Below are 15,204 nucleotides of genomic sequence, written 5' to 3' on the forward strand. Positions count from 1 at the left end.
CTTCTGGAACAGAGATTCGTTGTGCGGCAGCAGGGATTCGATATCTCGTAAGATCTCACGCGCCTGCTCCAGCTGACCGCCCGGCAGACGCGCCTTGCGCACCAGGAAGTTCAGCGCGCGCTGGGTATCCATCAGACACAAGCGCACCTTCCAGCCGATATCTTCCAGCTCTGCCAGCGTGGAGAGCGCTTCGTCGTATTCATCGCCCTGATGGCCTTCCATGATCACGCGGCTAAGCTTTTCCAGATCGCTGTAGATGTTTTCAATTTCGTCCGCCAGCTGTTCAATTTTGGTCTCGAACAGATCGAGCAGCAGCTCGTAAGCGTTACCGTCCACCATTGCCTGGCTGCGGGCGCGCATACGGTAGAGGCGAAATGCCGGCAGCTCGCGCTCGCGCAGGGTAAACAGACGGCCGTCGCGAATGGTAAACGCCACGGTGGAGTTACCCGCGTGGTCTTCCGCATCTTCAAAGAAGAAGAAGGAGTGAATATGCAGACCGTCTTCGTCTTCAAAAAAACGCGCGGATGCTTCGATGTCTTCCAGTTCCGGGCGGGTTGCCAGGCTTTGCCCCAGTTCAGATTGTACGCGAAGGCGTTCATCATCGTCCGGCTCGACCAGATCCACCCATACGGCATCAATGAGGGGCTGTGACTCTTCGGCTTCAAGCCGAGTCAGTCGGTTATTTTCGAGTTGAAATGCGCTCAACATGACCGGGACTCCCAATGCAAAAAATATCGGACAGTTCGGTGGGCACACAGAAACAAATTGGGTTTCAGACCATTAAACAGCCTGACTCAGCGCGACGGGAATAATGCAGGTCGCTGACAACCACTAAGGCCATCAGCAAGAGGAGATAGCCTTAGGAGTTGTTCCTGGATGACAGGGAATTGAGCCAGTATCTACTGGGTGTGTCCAAGGCGAATGTCCTCTTAGCGTAATCGTGCGCGCATGTTACGCCAGCTATAACTGTGGCGTCAACACGCAACGGAACGCTGAAGGGCATTAATTGACCTTCACTGTATAAGGCTAGCAGATTATTACAAAATAATGATATTTTTCTGAATGTTAGACTGTTTCCAGCTTCGCATAGGCCGCCACCAGCCATTTGATCCCCTGCCCCTGGAACGCTACCTGCAGGCGGCTGTGCTCGCCGCTGCCTTCCAGATTCACAATGGTACCTTCGCCAAACTTCGAATGGCGCACGCGCTGGCCCAGCTTGTAGCCGGTGTCGGTTTCCGCAATCGGCGATCCCATGCGCTGATGGCTGACCGGACGGCTGATGCTCGCCCGCAGACGCACCTCTTCCACGCACTCCTCCGGCAGTTCGCCGATAAAGCGCGACGGACGGTGATAAACCTCTTTACCGTACAGACGGCGGGTTTCGGCGTAGGTTAGCGTCAGCTTTTGCATCGCACGCGTCACGCCCACGTAGGCCAGACGACGTTCCTCTTCCAGACGTCCGCCCTCATCCAGCGACATCTGGCTCGGGAACATCCCCTCTTCCATCCCGACGATAAACACCTGCGGGAACTCCAGACCTTTGGCGGAGTGCAGGGTCATCAGCTGAACCGCATCCTGCCAGGTGTCCGCCTGCCCTTCACCCGCTTCCAGCGCGGCGTGGGAGAGGAACGCCTGCAGCGGCATCAGGTCTTCGTCTTCTTCGTTGTAGCTGAACTGGCGCGTTGCCGTCACCAGCTCCTCTAAGTTCTCAATACGGGTCTGGCCCTTCTCGCCTTTCTCCTGCTCGTACATGGTGCGCAGGCCGGAATCTTTAATCACCCGGTCGGTCTGCACGTGCAGCGGCATGTCGGCCGTTTCCTGCGCCAGAGCGTCAATCAGCTCAAGGAAGCGCTGTAATGCGCTGGCGGCGCGTCCAGCGAGGGCTTTTTCCTGCAGCAGCTCGCGGCACGCCTGCCACAGCGTCAGCTGGCGATCGCGCGAGGCCTGACGCACCACGTCCAGCGTGCGGTCGCCAATCCCGCGGGTCGGCGTATTGACCACGCGTTCAAACGCCGCGTCGTCGTTACGGTTCGCAATGAGGCGCAGATACGACAGCGCATCTTTGATTTCCTGACGTTCGAAGAATCGCATGCCGCCATAAATGCGGTACGGCATGCTCACCTGCAGCAGCGCCTCTTCCAGCACGCGCGACTGGGCGTTGCTGCGGTAGAGAATGGCGCACTGCTCCAGCGCGCCGCCGTTGTCTTGCCAGGTTTTGATGCGGTTCACCACGAAGCGGGCTTCGTCGAGCTCGTTGAAGGCGCAGTAAATCGAAATCGGTTCGCCGTCGACGCCGTCGGTCCACAGCTTTTTACCCAGACGCCCGTTGTTGTTTTCAATCAGGGCGTTGGCCGCGCTCAGGATGTTGCTGGTTGAGCGGTAGTTCTGCTCCAGACGGATGGTTTCCGCGCCGGGGAAATCGTTGAGGAAGCGCTGGATATTCTCCACCTGCGCCCCGCGCCAGCCGTAAATCGACTGATCATCGTCGCCCACGATCATGACCTTGCCGGTATCACCGGCCAGCAGGCGGATCCACGCGTACTGAATGTTGTTGGTATCCTGGAATTCGTCCACCAGGATATTGGTGAAGCGTTCACGGTAGTGCTGCAGGATGTGCGGCTTGTTGAGCCACAGCTCGTGGGCGCGCAGCAGCAGCTCGGCAAAATCCACCAGACCGGCGCGATCGCACGCTTCCTGATAGGCCTTGTAGACGTTCTGCCAGGTCTGCTCGACCGGGTTGCCGAAGCTCTGAATGTGGTGCGGGCGCAGCCCCTCGTCCTTCTGGCCGTTGATGTACCACATCGCCTGACGCGGCGGCCACTGCTTCTCGTCGAGGTTCATCGCCTTGATCAGGCGCTTCAGCAAGCGGAGCTGGTCTTCGCTGTCGAGGATCTGGAAATCCTGCGGCAGGTTGGCGTCCATGTGGTGCGCGCGCAGCAGGCGGTGCGCCAGGCCGTGGAAGGTGCCGACCCACATGCCGCCCTGGCTGGTGCCCATCAATTGGGCGATGCGGTGGCGCATCTCCGCCGCCGCCTTGTTGGTGAACGTGACCGCCATGATGGAGTACGGGGAGCAGTTTTCCACGCTCTGCAGCCAGGCGATACGGTGAACCAGCACGCGCGTCTTACCACTGCCCGCCCCAGCCAGCACCAGCAGGTTGGTACGCGAGGCGGCAACCGCGTCACGCTGTTTGTCATTAAGGCTGTCGAGCAGGTAAGAAACGTCCATTGGCACCGTCACGTCATGTCGGGCGGGCAAATGTTTCCATTCGCCAAAACCCTGTTAATTTATACAGAACAATTGATGATTATATCAGCGTCGTGAGGGATGCCAACCGTGAAATTTCCACGTGCGGCAGAAGACGGCTGTCGGTTGCGGTCATCAGCTCCGCATTTTCCGGCTTGATCCAGCAGGCCTGCATCCCGCAGCGGATAGCACCGGCCACGTCCGTGGTCAGGTCATCCCCCACGTGCAGAATGTTACCCAGCGGCAGGTTAAGCTTATCTGCCGCCAGATGGTACATATCATTAAATGGCTTCGCGCGCCCGTGAGGACCCGCACGCAGCACGAACTCAAAATAATCGCTGAGGCCAAACAGCTCGGGCTGGGCATTGCCGTTGGTGATGGCCACCAGCGGCCACTTCTCGGCAAGCTTCGCCAGCGTGTCGTGGGTCTCCTGCGGCACGTCGATACGGCTGCGCCATTTGGCAAAGTTTTCCATGGCCGCTTCAGCACCGATGGCCGCATCCTGCGCGCTCAGGCCGGCATTGAGCATCGCCTGCTCGACCGCACGACGACGCCATTCGGTCACGTCGTGGTAAATGTCCGGCTCGGTTTCCCGCAGGGACTGACGGAGCTTCTGAAAGTCCTTGTTCTGCATCGCTTTCAGCGCGGGATGGTAGTTCTGCACAAACGCCAGCGACTCCTGCTCGGTACGCAGGATCACCTCGCGGTTGTCGTAAAGGGTGTCATCAAGGTCAAACGTCAGGGCTGAGATCTGACCAAGTGGGCGGTAAAAACGCATTATTTCCCCCGTTTGGCGCGTGGATGCGCCGCGTCATACACCGAGGCAAGGTGTTGGAAGTCTAAGTGGGTATAGATTTGAGTGGTCGACAGATTCGCGTGGCCAAGCAGTTCCTGCACGCCGCGCAGATCGCCGCTCGACTCAAGCATGTGTGTCGCAAAGGAGTGGCGCAGCTTGTGCGGATGAACGTGGCTGTTCAGCCCCTGCTTAATGCCCCACTCCGCAAAGCGCTTCTGGACGTTACGCGCCGAGATCCGTTTGCCAAGCTTCGACAGGAACAGCGCATCCTCTTCGCTGCCAAACAGCCCGCGCAGGTCAAGCCAGTGCTCAATCCACGAAACCGCATTGCGGCCAATCGGCAGGCGGCGCTCTTTGCTGCCCTTGCCCATTACCCACACTTCACCGGACTCCAGATCGAGGTGTTTGATATCAAGATTAACCAGCTCTGACAGACGCAGCCCGGCACCGTACATCACCTCCAGCATCGCGCGGTCGCGCACGGCGAGCGGATCGTTAAGGTCGATATCCAGCAGGCGGTTTACGTCGTCAACGTCGATATTTTTAGGCAGATGGCGCGGCGCTTTCGGCGTGGCGATCCCCTTTGCCGGGTTGGCTTTTAAGCCCCCCTGGCTGACCAGCCAGTCGAAGAAACTGCGCAGCGCCGAGAGCCTGAGCGCCAGGCTTGCCGGGCTGAGATTTTTTTTACGGCTACGCACGACGAACCCGCGTACCGTCGCAGCGTCACATTGTTGCCAGCTTTTCAGGCCGATTTCGGCGGCGATCTGCATGATGGCATCAAGCTGACGCTGGTAGTTGAGCAGGGTAATGGGGCTAAGCTGACGCTCCACGCCCAGATAGCGCAGAAAGCGCGAGACGTCAGTGGCGAGCAGTCCGTTCGTCATACGCGCTCAATCCAGCGCTCCAGCAGCTCGGGCAGCATCAGGGCGATCTCCTGCAGCAGGTGCGTGGCTTGCCCCTGCTCATAGTGATGCGCATCGCGGCTGGTAAATAACATGACACCCAGATCGCCATCGCGCCCCATCAGCGACATCGCCACCGAGCCAATCGCTTTGGCTTCCGGTAACACCACCAGCAGCTCAGGCCCGTTCAGCGGCCCCAGATAGTGGTGCTCATGGCCCAGACGCTGAATGCGCAGCGGTTCAAACGCCTGACGGCTAAGAGCCAGATGGGTGAACCCCGACGGTGCGCCAATGCGCCAGCGGTCAGGGAAAAGCCGAATCGTTGCGCCCGCCAGCCCCAGCTCGCGAGCCCAGCGGTGGAAGCGGCTGAGGAACTCGTCAAGACTGTGCGCCGACGCCAGACGCGCCTGCAGATGCAGCAGACGATAGAACAGGCTTTCGTTGTTGCTGGCCTGCTCCATCAGCAGCGTCATATTCTCTTCAAGCTGATTGATGTGGTTGCGCGAGCGCGCCATGTGCCATTCGACCAGCGACACGGTCCCGCGAACCGGATGCGGCACGCGCATCTCTTCGACGACGCGTGCATTGCGAATAAAAAACTCAGGATTGCGCAGCAGATAATCAACAACAGCTCTGTCGTCCAGTTCCGTCACTGTTTCCTGCAGTTCTTCCCCTGGTTGTTTCATAGATGGATAAACCCGTCATAGACATGTGCCGCCGGGCCAGTCATATACAGTGGATGACCCGGTCCTTTCCAGGCGATATCAAGCCGACCGCCCGGTAATTCCACGCGAACCTCTTCTGCCAGTAACCCCTGAGAGATGCCCACGGCCACCGCTGCACAGGCACCGCTTCCGCAGGCCTGAGTCTCGCCCGCGCCGCGCTCGTAAACCCGCAGGCGAATGTGCTCGCGCTTCACCACCTGCATAAAGCCGATGTTCGCGCGCTCCGGGAAACGTTCGTGGCTTTCCAGCACCGGGCCGAGCGTTTCGACCGCGGCGGTTTCCACATCATCAACCTGAATCACGCAGTGTGGGTTACCCATTGAGACGACGCCGCACAATACTGTCTGCTCGGCCGCACGCATAATATAGGTCTTTTCCGCTTTGTTTGCGCGAAACGGCACGACGGAGGGCTCGAAGTTAGGCTCGCCCATGTTCACGCGCACCAGCTCATCATCGGTGACGCTGAGCACCATGCGGCCATTGGCCGTGCTGACGCGGATATCACGCTTGTTGGTCAGCCCTTTCAGGCGGACAAAGCGGGCAAAACAGCGCGCGCCGTTGCCGCACTGGTTAACTTCGCTGCCGTCCGCGTTAAAAATACGGTAGTGGAAATCGAGGTCGGGATCGTACGGTGGCTCGACCACCAGCAGCTGATCGAACCCCACGCCCAGATGCCGATCCGCCAGGCGACGGATCAGTTCCGGGGAGAAAAACACATTCTGCGTTACCGCGTCGACGACCATAAAATCGTTGCCAAGGCCATGCATTTTAGAGAACTGCATCATTTGCTCCATTGCGCGGGTACAGAACGTTGTCGTCAGAGATTAACCTGAGTCGGGCCACCGTTGTCGCCACGATCGTTAGTATTTGGCGTGGTGGACTCAATGCCGCTTTGCACGGGTTTCGTCGGCGGCGGCGCGGTTTTATCCGCCGGTGGGAAGTACAGTGGTCCCTTCAGTCCGCAGCCAGTCAGGCTAAACAGCGTGATGAGAACGGCAAGCGTTCGGAAAGCGTTTTTCATTATAAAGTTGCCCGTAAGTTCAAATCTGTTTCTATCATCGCAGGAGAAGACACAAAAGCAAGAGTTTGCCGCTTTCCTGCAACGGGAATTATTTAGGGTTATACTGCCGGCATCACGAAAAACAGGAACAAAACCATGAACGACAGTGAATTCCATCGCCTTGCCGACAACCTGTGGATGACCATCGAAGAGCGTCTTGACGACTGGGATGGCGACAGCGATATCGATTGTGAAATCAACGGCGGCATTCTGACCCTGAGCTTCGAAAATGGCAGCAAAATTATTATTAACCGCCAGGAGCCGCTTCACCAGGTGTGGCTGGCCGCGAAACAGGGCGGCTATCATTTCGATCTGAAGGACGGGGAATGGGTTTGCGACCGCAGCGGCGTACCGTTCTGGGATCTGCTGGAACAGGCGGCAACCGCGCAGGCGGGTGAGGCTGTGAGTTTCAGGTAGTTTTGTTGCCGGGTGGCGCTGCGCTTACCCGGCCTACGGGTTCGAGCTGTTGTAGGCCCGGTAAGGCGTAGCCGCCACCGGGCGAGCGAAAAGGCTCAGGAGAAATACTGCTGCAACAGCGGCGCGGTGTCCTGATTGGCAGGCGCGGCAGGCGTTACGGCCTGGGTGCGGAACGGGATCACCTGCGTACGACCGTCGACGTTCACAATCTGGTAGAACTGCGGCAGGTTAAAGTTGATAAAGCTTGAGCCGTAGGTGAAACGGTCATGCGAAGAGGAGTAGAAGCGGCTGACGTCGCGCACCAGCTCCTCTTTACTGCCTTCACAGTGGTGATACACCTCGGCGCGGTTGGTCTCATCAAGAATGTAGATGTTGAACCCGGCATCGTCGCCCGACTCTTCAAAGAAGAACTGAATAATCCCTTCGCTGGCGAATCCGTCCACCACCTGCGGGAGCTTAACGTGGTTGGTTTCCACCTGCACCGACAGGCCATGCAGCTTGTTGTGTGAAATCGCGCCGTAGAACTCGATGGCGTTTTCCAGCTTCTGTACCGACACGTTCAGGCGTTCGAAGAACAGGCCCCAGGTCTGACCGGAAACGCGCAGCGCTTTAAAGCGTCCGGTTTCCTGACGGGTGCTGGACAGACGCAGTTCGATACACTCGGAAACCAGCTGCTGCACGCGGGTACGAATTAAACCGCGCAGGTGCTGGCTGTAGCAGAACACCTCAACGCTGTCCGGCGGTGCGGCATCCTGGTGCATCTTGCCGAGAATCGTTTTCAGCGCTTCGATCATCGCCTGCTCGCCGTTGAAATGCAGGGTACGCACTTCGTTCCACGAGTTGCGGTACAGCAGATCCACGCTGCCCACCAGGCAGTTTTGCTGCTCGCCAAAGCTGAAAACGTCCAGCTTGCGGAAGTCAAAGTGAACCACCTGATTGCGGAAGGCCGCCGTCGGGTCGTATTCCAGGTTGACGATAATCGCCAGATGGCGAATTTCGCACGGGCTGTAGAGCGCTTTCGGCGTTGGGGCGGGCAGACGCAGCGGGAAGTGGTGCGACACATCCGCGACCATCTCCTGCAGCTTAGCGAGATCAACCACCTCGTTGCCTTTGATAAACAGGCGCGTGCGCGAGGTCAGCAGGCCGTTAAACCAGGCCCAGGCCACCAGCTTGTTCAGGTAGCGGTTATACTCCAGCGGCTGATGGCTGATGATTGAATCCATGCTTGGCGCACGGTTATACAGATACCACCCGGTGCGGTTTGCGCGGCCCGGCGGCACGTAGATAAAGGTCAGATTCGGTTCTGACAGGTCTGGCGAAATCTGCGGGTTAACCAGGGTGACTTTACCCGGCAGCGCTTCAAACGCGGCATACAGCTTACGGGTTAATACCCCGATGTCCTGCGGGCTGGCGGAAACGCTGAGGTTGTTACGGCGCGCAAAGCGGATCAGGTTACGATAGCTTTGCATCATCGCATCGAGCAGTTCGTTGTGCGCTTCACGCACCTGATCGATTTTCCAGTTGGCCCGGTTGTCGAGCATGGACAGACGCGCTTCGTCCCATCCCCACTCTTTCACTAACTGACTGACCACTTCACGACGCCAGCCCACGCAGGCGCGCTCGCGGCTCAATTTCTCACAGACTTTGAGATAGAAACATCGACGCACCAGGTCAAGACGCGTGGTGTCATCAATGGCTTTCAGGTATTCGGTCACGCGCTCCAGCATCATGCAGTAGGCGTCCAGCCCGAAGGAGACGATCTCCCCGTCGTGCAGACGTTGCTTGATATCTTTCGCCAGCAGGCGAGGCGTGGGGTATTCCCAGGAATAGGCTTCCAGCAGCAGCGTTTTCAGCACCGCTTTGTACGGCGAGTCGATACTTTTATAGAGCTGCCAGAGGCTTGCGCCAAAGTACTCTTCTGCTGACAGAGAGCTCAGACCGCCGAGGTCCAGCCATTCGTTTGGCGTCAGTACGCCCTGCGCATAAAGCGACATGACGTAGTCATCGTAATGCTCTTCTTCTTCGCAAGGGACCATATTCCACAGAATACGCTTCCCGGCCAGACGCACAGCAGTACGGTAAAATTCATCCAGCAGTAAGATGTGCTGAGTCGAGCCGCAGTCCTCGCCACCCAGACTGCCGCTTTCGTTATGGCGGAAACGGTTTTCATCAATCAGGAAGAAGCTTACTTCCACGCCGAGCGAGGCCGCCCAGCTCTCCAGCAGGCTGCACTTGCGCTGCAGCAGCTGACGCTCGTCGTTATCGAGCCAGGACTGATGGCAGACCCAGATGTCCAGGTCCGAAGAACAGCTTTGCCCTACCGATGAGGTGCTCCCCATCGAGTAAACGCCGGTAATCGGTAGTTCACCTTTTGGAGACTCCTGTGGCGGCATGCCGCGGTAGAGTTCCAGTTCGTTGAGGTAATGCTGTTGGGTTTCATCAGGCGTGAAAAGGCAAATGCCCTGGGGAACGTTACCGTCAAGGTAGCCAGGCATCAGCGGATGGTGATAGTGCAATAATGTCGGCAGCAGACTGTATACCTGCTGGAAAGCAGGGCCCATGGCAGCAAGCGCGCGATCCACACGCAGTTGATTAATGGCATCCAGTCTCTGTTTCAGAGTCTCAATATAGAGGTACAAGACGTATCGCCTGATGTTTCCGGGTGTCGCAAGCTATTCAAAACACGAATAACAGCGGACCCGCAGTATTTCAAAAAGATAACCGTTACCCTTTTTCGCCCTTATCATTTTTGGTGGTACCGACGAAAAAATGGTCTAAAACGTGATCAATTTAACACCTTGCCGGTTGACCGTAAAGAAAGATGCGCTACATACAAGTGTAGCACCGTTCTGTACGTGTAAATTCCTGAATACGGCTATGGCTGACGAATACGCCGCCCTGTCCCTCTCGCGCTTCATCAACCGTAAAACTGCCATCCCAGAGTCAACAATGTTAGGATGGTTAGCGATTGATAATGACGGTAACAAGCATGTTAGACAATGTTTTGAGAATTGCCACACGCCAAAGCCCCCTCGCGCTCTGGCAGGCACATTATGTGAAGCAGCGCCTTGAAGCCTGCCACAGTGGATTGCGCGTCGAGCTGGTGCCGATGGTCACGCGCGGTGACGTGATCCTTGATACGCCCCTGGCGAAAGTGGGCGGCAAAGGCCTGTTTGTCAAAGAACTGGAACTGGCATTGCTTGAGAACCGCGCCGATATCGCCGTACATTCAATGAAAGACGTGCCCGTCGAGTTCCCGGAAGGGCTGGGGCTGGTGACCATCTGTGAACGCGAAGATCCGCGCGATGCGTTTGTCTCTAACCACTATGACTCGCTCGACGCGCTGCCGGAAGGTAGCGTGGTTGGCACGTCCAGTTTACGCCGTCAGTGTCAGCTGGCAGAGCGCCGTCCTGACCTGATCATTCGCTCGCTGCGCGGTAACGTCGGCACGCGTCTGGGCAAGCTGGATAACGGCGATTACGATGCCATTATCCTCGCCGTTGCCGGCCTGAAGCGTCTGGGGCTGGAGTCGCGCATTCGCGTGGCGTTGCCGCCAGAGCTGTCGCTCCCGGCCGTGGGCCAGGGCGCCGTCGGCATCGAGTGCCGTCTGGACGATTCGCGTACCCGCGAACTGCTCGCGCCGCTGAACCATGACGAGACCGCTATCCGCGTAAAAGCCGAGCGTGCGATGAATACCCGCCTCGAAGGGGGATGCCAGGTACCGATTGGCAGCTATGCTGAATTAACAGAAGGCGAACTGTGGCTGCGCGCGCTGGTGGGCGCCCCGGACGGTTCGCAGATGGTACGCGGCGAACGTCGCGGTAAAGCGCAAGATGCCGAGCAGCTTGGCGTGTCGCTGGCTGAAGAGCTGCTGGATAACGGCGCCCGCGAGATTCTGGCTGACGTTTATAATGGAGAGCCCCCTGCATGAGTATTCTTGTCACCCGCCCTTCTCCCGCAGGAGAGCAGTTAGTGAGCCGTCTGCGCGCACTGGGGCAGGTGGCCTGGAGTTTTCCGCTCATTGAATTCTCCCCCGGTCGGGAGCTCTCCGCGCTCGCCGACCAGATGAATACTCTTCAAGAAGGCGACCTGCTGTTTGCGCTGTCGCAACATGCCGTGGAATTTGCCCACGCGCAGCTGCAACAGCAGGGTTTGACCTGGCCAGCCGCCCCCCGCTATTTCGCGATTGGCCGCACAACGGCACTGGCGCTGCATACCGTAAGCAGCGTGGACGTTTGTTACCCGTTAGATCGGGAAATCAGTGAAGTCTTGCTACAATTACCTGAATTACAAACTATTGCCGGAAAGCGCGCGCTCATTTTGCGCGGTAATGGTGGCCGCGAGCTGCTGGGCGAAACGCTGCGTGAACGTGGTGCAGACGTGACGTTCACTGAGTGCTATCAGCGTTGTGCAAAACACTACGATGGCGCGGAAGAGGCGATGCGCTGGCACGCGCGCGGCATTAATACGCTGGTGGTCACCAGCGGTGAAATGTTACAACAGCTTTGGTCGCTGATACCGCTCTGGTATCGCGAAAACTGGTTACTCCGCTGTCGGCTTCTGGTCGTCAGTGAGCGTCTGGCGAACCAGGCCCGGGAACTGGGCTGGCAGGATATTCGGATCGCTGATAACGCCGACAACGATGCGCTGCTGCGCGCATTACAATAACTCTCAAATGGGAAGCCATAATGACGGAACACGACAAATCCTCCGCCGTGGTTGAAGAGACCAGGGAGACTGTGGAGACGACGCCACAGCCAGAGACGACTGAGAAAACCGCTGAGAAGAAAAACGGCAGCAACAAAACGAGCCTCGCGCTGAGCGCGATTGCCATCGCCATTGCGCTGGCAGCAGGGGTTGGCCTGTACGGTCTGGTGAAGCAACAGGGTGCGAATCAGACGTCCACCAGCGACGCGCTGGTGAATCAGCTCACCGCCCTGCAAAAAGCGCAGGAGGCGCAGAAAACCGAGCTGGAAACGGTGATTAAGCAGCAGGCCGCCGCGCTTGCCGAGGCGAACAGCAAACAGGAAGAGCTGGCTAAACAGCTGGGCGACGTGCAGCAGAAAGTCGCCACGATTTCCGGTACCGATGCCAAAACCTGGCTACTCTCGCAGGCTGACTTCCTGGTGAAGCTCGCCGGACGTAAGCTCTGGAGCGATCAGGACGTCACCACTGCCGCCGCGCTGCTGAAAAGCGCCGACGCGAGCCTGGCAGACATGAACGACCCGAGCCTCATTACCGCGCGTCGCGCGATCACCGAGGACATCGCCAGCCTCTCCGCCGTCTCGCAGGTGGATTACGACGGCATTATCCTCAAGGTGAACCAGCTGTCGAATCAGATTGATAACCTGCAGCTGGCGGATAATAACGACGACGACTCCCCGATGGATTCCGACGGTACCGAGCTTTCCAGCTCTCTGAGCGAATGGCGCATCAACCTGCAGAAAAGCTGGCAGAACTTTATGGACAGCTTCATCACTATCCGCCGTCGCGACGAAACCGCCGTGCCGCTGCTGGCGCCGAACCAGGATATCTATCTGCGCGAAAACATTCGTTCCCGCCTGCTGGTGGCGGCTCAGGCCGTGCCGCGTCATCAGGAAGAGACGTACAAACAGGCGCTGGATAACGTCTCAACGTGGGTACGCGCCTACTACAACACTGATGATGCGACGACCACCGCCTTCCTCGAAGACATTGATAAGCTGAGCCAGCAGAACATCACCATGAACGTGCCGGATAAGCTGGCCAGCCAGCCGATTCTGGAAAAACTGATGCAGACGCGCGTACGTAACCTGCTGGCGCAGCCGGGCGTGCCGGCAGAGCCGTCGGGCGGAGCGGCACCTGCTCCGGTTCAGGCGCCTGAAAGCGCACCGCAAGGAGAGTAATGATGCTAAAAGTCCTCTTACTCTTCATCCTGCTGATCGCCGGGATCGTGCTGGGACCTATGCTTGCGGGTCATCAGGGTTACGTCCTGATCCAGACGGATAACTACAACATTGAAACAAGCGTAACCGGCCTGACGATCATTCTGATCCTCGGCGTGGTGGTGCTGTTTGCGATCGAGTGGATCCTGCGCCGTATTTTCCGCACCGGTGCCCACACGCGCGGCTGGTTCGTTGGCCGCAAGCGCCGCCGCGCCCGCAAGCAGACCGAACAGGCGCTGCTTAAGCTTGCCGAGGGTGACTATCAGCAGGTTGAAAAGCTGATGTCGAAAAACGCCGACCATGCCGAACAGCCGGTGGTGAATTATCTGCTCGCTGCCGAAGCAGCTCAGCAGCGCGGTGACGAAGCCCGCGCCAATCAGCATCTGGAGCGGGCGGCAGAGCTGGCTCACGGCGACCCGATTCCGGTAGAAATCACGCGCGTTCGCCTGCAGCTGGCGCGCAATGAAAATCACGCGGCGCGTCACGGTATCGATCGCCTGCTGGAAGTTGCGCCACGTCATCCGGAAGTGCTGCGTCTTGCCGAGCAGGCGTATATTCGTACCGGCGCCTGGGGCTCGCTGCTGGACATCATTCCGTCGATGGCGAAGGCCGAGGTGGGCGACGATGAACATCGTGATGAACTTCAGCGTCTGGCATGGATTGGCCTGATGGATCAGGCGCGCGCCGACCTGGGCAGCGACGGTCTGAAAACGTGGTGGAAGAATCAGAGCCGTAAGACGCGCCAGCAGGTTCCTCTGCAGGTCGCCATGGCGGAACATCTTATTGAATGTGACGATCATGACACGGCTCAGGAGATCCTCCTCGACGGCCTGAAGCGCCAGTATGACGATCGTCTGGTGATGGTGATCCCGCGCCTGAAAACCAATAATCCTGAGCAAATCGAAAAAGTGCTGCGTCAGCAGATTAAAAGCGTCGGAGATCGTCCGCTGCTGTGGAGCACCCTCGGTCAGTCGTTAATGAAGCATGGCGAATGGCAAGAGGCGAGCCTCGCCTTCCGTGCGGCGCTGAAACAGCGTCCGGACGCGTTTGACTACGCGTGGCTTGCCGATACGCTGGACAAGCAGCATAAGCCGGAAGAGGCAGCCGCCATGCGGCGTGACGGGTTGCTGCTAACGCTGCAAAATAATGGTACGCAGCAGTAAATAAAAAGGAGGCCAGAGGGCCTCCTTTTTTTATCGCCTTTCTCCTGCTACATTCTTTGCACCCACATCCGCAAACGAATCCGCCAATGTAACGATGTCTTTTCATTAACCTTTTTTCACACACGCGCACATTTTGCAGCGTGGACTAAATCGTTTTTGAAAGGAAATCTCAATGAACTCGCTTTTGTATGCGCTTATCCAGGCGCTGCGCTGCCACCGCTGGCTGCGCCTGCTTGCCTGTGCTTTTATCTTTTCGTCACTGGGGAATGGTCTAACCCAGGTTGTGGTATTCGGTTTGCTGCTAGCGTGGTCAGCCCCGCCCGCTCTGCTCACTCTCGCTTTTCTTTTCGCTACGGTACCAGGTTTCATCGGCAGTATCTTCGGTGAGAAGCTGTGCTCACGCTTTTCGCCGATATCCCTGCTGATACTTACCGAGGTGCTGGGCCTGCTCGCCCTGCTCTTTCCCCTGCTTGGCGTAGGTTACCACAGCGTTGCCGCATTGCTCGCCGTGCAATCCACCGAAGCCCTGCTCAGCGGGATGAGCTGGCCTGCGTTGACATTGCTCTTTAAGCGCGGACTTAGCGAAGCAGAGCTGCCCGCTGCAACCTGTCTGGAAAATGTGATTTTTGCTTCTCAGGTGTTGTTAGGGACCGGACTCGGCGTGGTGCTGTTTCAGAAGACATCCGTGTTTACCCTGCTGGCCATTGATGCCGCGAGCTTTCTGGGCTCATTAGTACTGCTATGGCTGGCTGGACGCCGGTTTTCTCCGATACCAGGCCCCACCGCTATGGAAAAGGGGGATTCTGCAACATTACGCTGGCAGGCGTTGACCGTTCGGCAGAAACGCAGCCTGCTCATCCTACCGGCTCTGGCCGCCGTCGGCTCACCGGCGATGGCGCTTCTTCCGGCACTGGCCCAGCAGCTCCGTCCTCAGGATGCGGCGGGCCCTGCTTTTCCTTTTCTTTTTGCGC

15 protein-coding genes are annotated in these 15,204 nt (G+C 58.0%); 6 read left to right on the forward strand and 9 right to left on the reverse strand.

What is annotated here, in order from left to right; all coding sequences use genetic code 11:
• The 8 genes from corA to DEO48_RS23815 form a co-directional block, all read right to left on the reverse strand.
• The coding region (gene corA, locus DEO48_RS23780) for a magnesium/cobalt transporter CorA (protein ID WP_109846487.1) at window positions 1-708 on the reverse strand (708 nt) is incomplete at its 3' end.
• Between the two features lie 151 nt (window positions 709-859).
• A complete protein-coding gene (ysgD, locus tag DEO48_RS26995; protein ID WP_212743980.1) occupies window positions 860-916 on the reverse strand; it encodes a YsgD/CorL family protein in 57 nt (18 codons plus the stop codon).
• Between the two features lie 149 nt (window positions 917-1,065).
• Window positions 1,066-3,228: a DNA helicase II gene (uvrD, locus tag DEO48_RS23790; RefSeq protein ID WP_032646073.1), complete on the reverse strand. Its 2,163-nt coding sequence runs from the start codon at window positions 3,226-3,228 to the stop codon at window positions 1,066-1,068.
• Window positions 3,229-3,307: 79 nt separating this feature from the next.
• A complete protein-coding gene (gene yigB, locus DEO48_RS23795) occupies window positions 3,308-4,024 on the reverse strand; it encodes a 5-amino-6-(5-phospho-D-ribitylamino)uracil phosphatase YigB (protein ID WP_023309624.1) in 717 nt (238 codons plus the stop codon).
• The gene (gene xerC, locus DEO48_RS23800) at window positions 4,024-4,926 is read right to left on the reverse strand and encodes a tyrosine recombinase XerC (RefSeq protein WP_109846482.1); all 903 of its coding nucleotides are present in this window, start codon (window positions 4,924-4,926) and stop codon (window positions 4,024-4,026) included. The genes yigB and xerC overlap by 1 nt, the downstream gene beginning before the upstream one ends.
• A complete protein-coding gene (locus tag DEO48_RS23805) occupies window positions 4,923-5,630 on the reverse strand; it encodes a DUF484 domain-containing protein (RefSeq protein ID WP_109846483.1) in 708 nt (235 codons plus the stop codon). The genes xerC and DEO48_RS23805 overlap by 4 nt, the downstream gene beginning before the upstream one ends.
• Window positions 5,627-6,451, reverse strand: coding sequence for a diaminopimelate epimerase (gene dapF, locus DEO48_RS23810; protein WP_008501545.1), 825 nt, complete (start codon window positions 6,449-6,451; stop codon window positions 5,627-5,629). Before dapF ends, DEO48_RS23805 begins: the two co-directional genes overlap by 4 nt.
• Window positions 6,452-6,486: 35 nt before the next feature.
• Complete coding sequence (locus DEO48_RS23815; RefSeq protein WP_014885650.1) at window positions 6,487-6,690, reverse strand: lipoprotein; 204 nt, start codon at window positions 6,688-6,690, stop codon at window positions 6,487-6,489.
• 135 nt (window positions 6,691-6,825) lie between these two features.
• Between DEO48_RS23815 and cyaY the strand changes: the two genes are divergently transcribed.
• Complete coding sequence (gene cyaY, locus DEO48_RS23820) at window positions 6,826-7,146, forward strand: iron donor protein CyaY (RefSeq protein WP_023333807.1); 321 nt, start codon at window positions 6,826-6,828, stop codon at window positions 7,144-7,146.
• A 95-nt stretch (window positions 7,147-7,241) separates the two neighbouring features.
• On the opposite strand, the gene cyaA is transcribed toward cyaY, so the two are convergent.
• The gene (cyaA, locus tag DEO48_RS23825) at window positions 7,242-9,785 is read right to left on the reverse strand and encodes a class I adenylate cyclase (RefSeq protein ID WP_023309629.1); all 2,544 of its coding nucleotides are present in this window, start codon (window positions 9,783-9,785) and stop codon (window positions 7,242-7,244) included.
• 350 nt (window positions 9,786-10,135) lie between these two features.
• On the opposite strand from cyaA, the gene hemC reads away from it, so the two are divergent.
• From hemC to DEO48_RS23855, 5 genes are all read left to right on the forward strand, one after another.
• Window positions 10,136-11,077, forward strand: a complete 942-nt coding sequence (gene hemC / locus DEO48_RS23835; protein ID WP_146198329.1) for a hydroxymethylbilane synthase — start codon at window positions 10,136-10,138, stop codon at window positions 11,075-11,077.
• Window positions 11,074-11,814 (forward strand): uroporphyrinogen-III synthase, encoded by a 741-nt coding sequence (hemD, locus tag DEO48_RS23840; protein ID WP_023309631.1) that lies wholly within the window; start codon window positions 11,074-11,076, stop codon window positions 11,812-11,814. The genes hemC and hemD overlap by 4 nt, the downstream gene beginning before the upstream one ends.
• Window positions 11,815-11,834: 20 nt before the next feature.
• The gene (hemX, locus tag DEO48_RS23845) at window positions 11,835-13,031 is read left to right on the forward strand and encodes a uroporphyrinogen-III C-methyltransferase (RefSeq protein WP_109846485.1); all 1,197 of its coding nucleotides are present in this window, start codon (window positions 11,835-11,837) and stop codon (window positions 13,029-13,031) included.
• A gap of 2 nt (window positions 13,032-13,033) precedes the next feature.
• Window positions 13,034-14,233: a protoheme IX biogenesis protein HemY gene (hemY, locus tag DEO48_RS23850; protein ID WP_059446099.1), complete on the forward strand. Its 1,200-nt coding sequence runs from the start codon at window positions 13,034-13,036 to the stop codon at window positions 14,231-14,233.
• Window positions 14,234-14,405: 172 nt separating this feature from the next.
• Window positions 14,406-15,204, forward strand: a 799-nt coding sequence (locus tag DEO48_RS23855) for an MFS transporter (protein ID WP_109846486.1), incomplete at its 3' end; no start/stop codon positions are given.

This window comes from Enterobacter sp. CGMCC 5087, assembly GCF_003144775.1.
GTDB classification, from domain to species: domain Bacteria; phylum Pseudomonadota; class Gammaproteobacteria; order Enterobacterales; family Enterobacteriaceae; genus Enterobacter; species Enterobacter cloacae_M.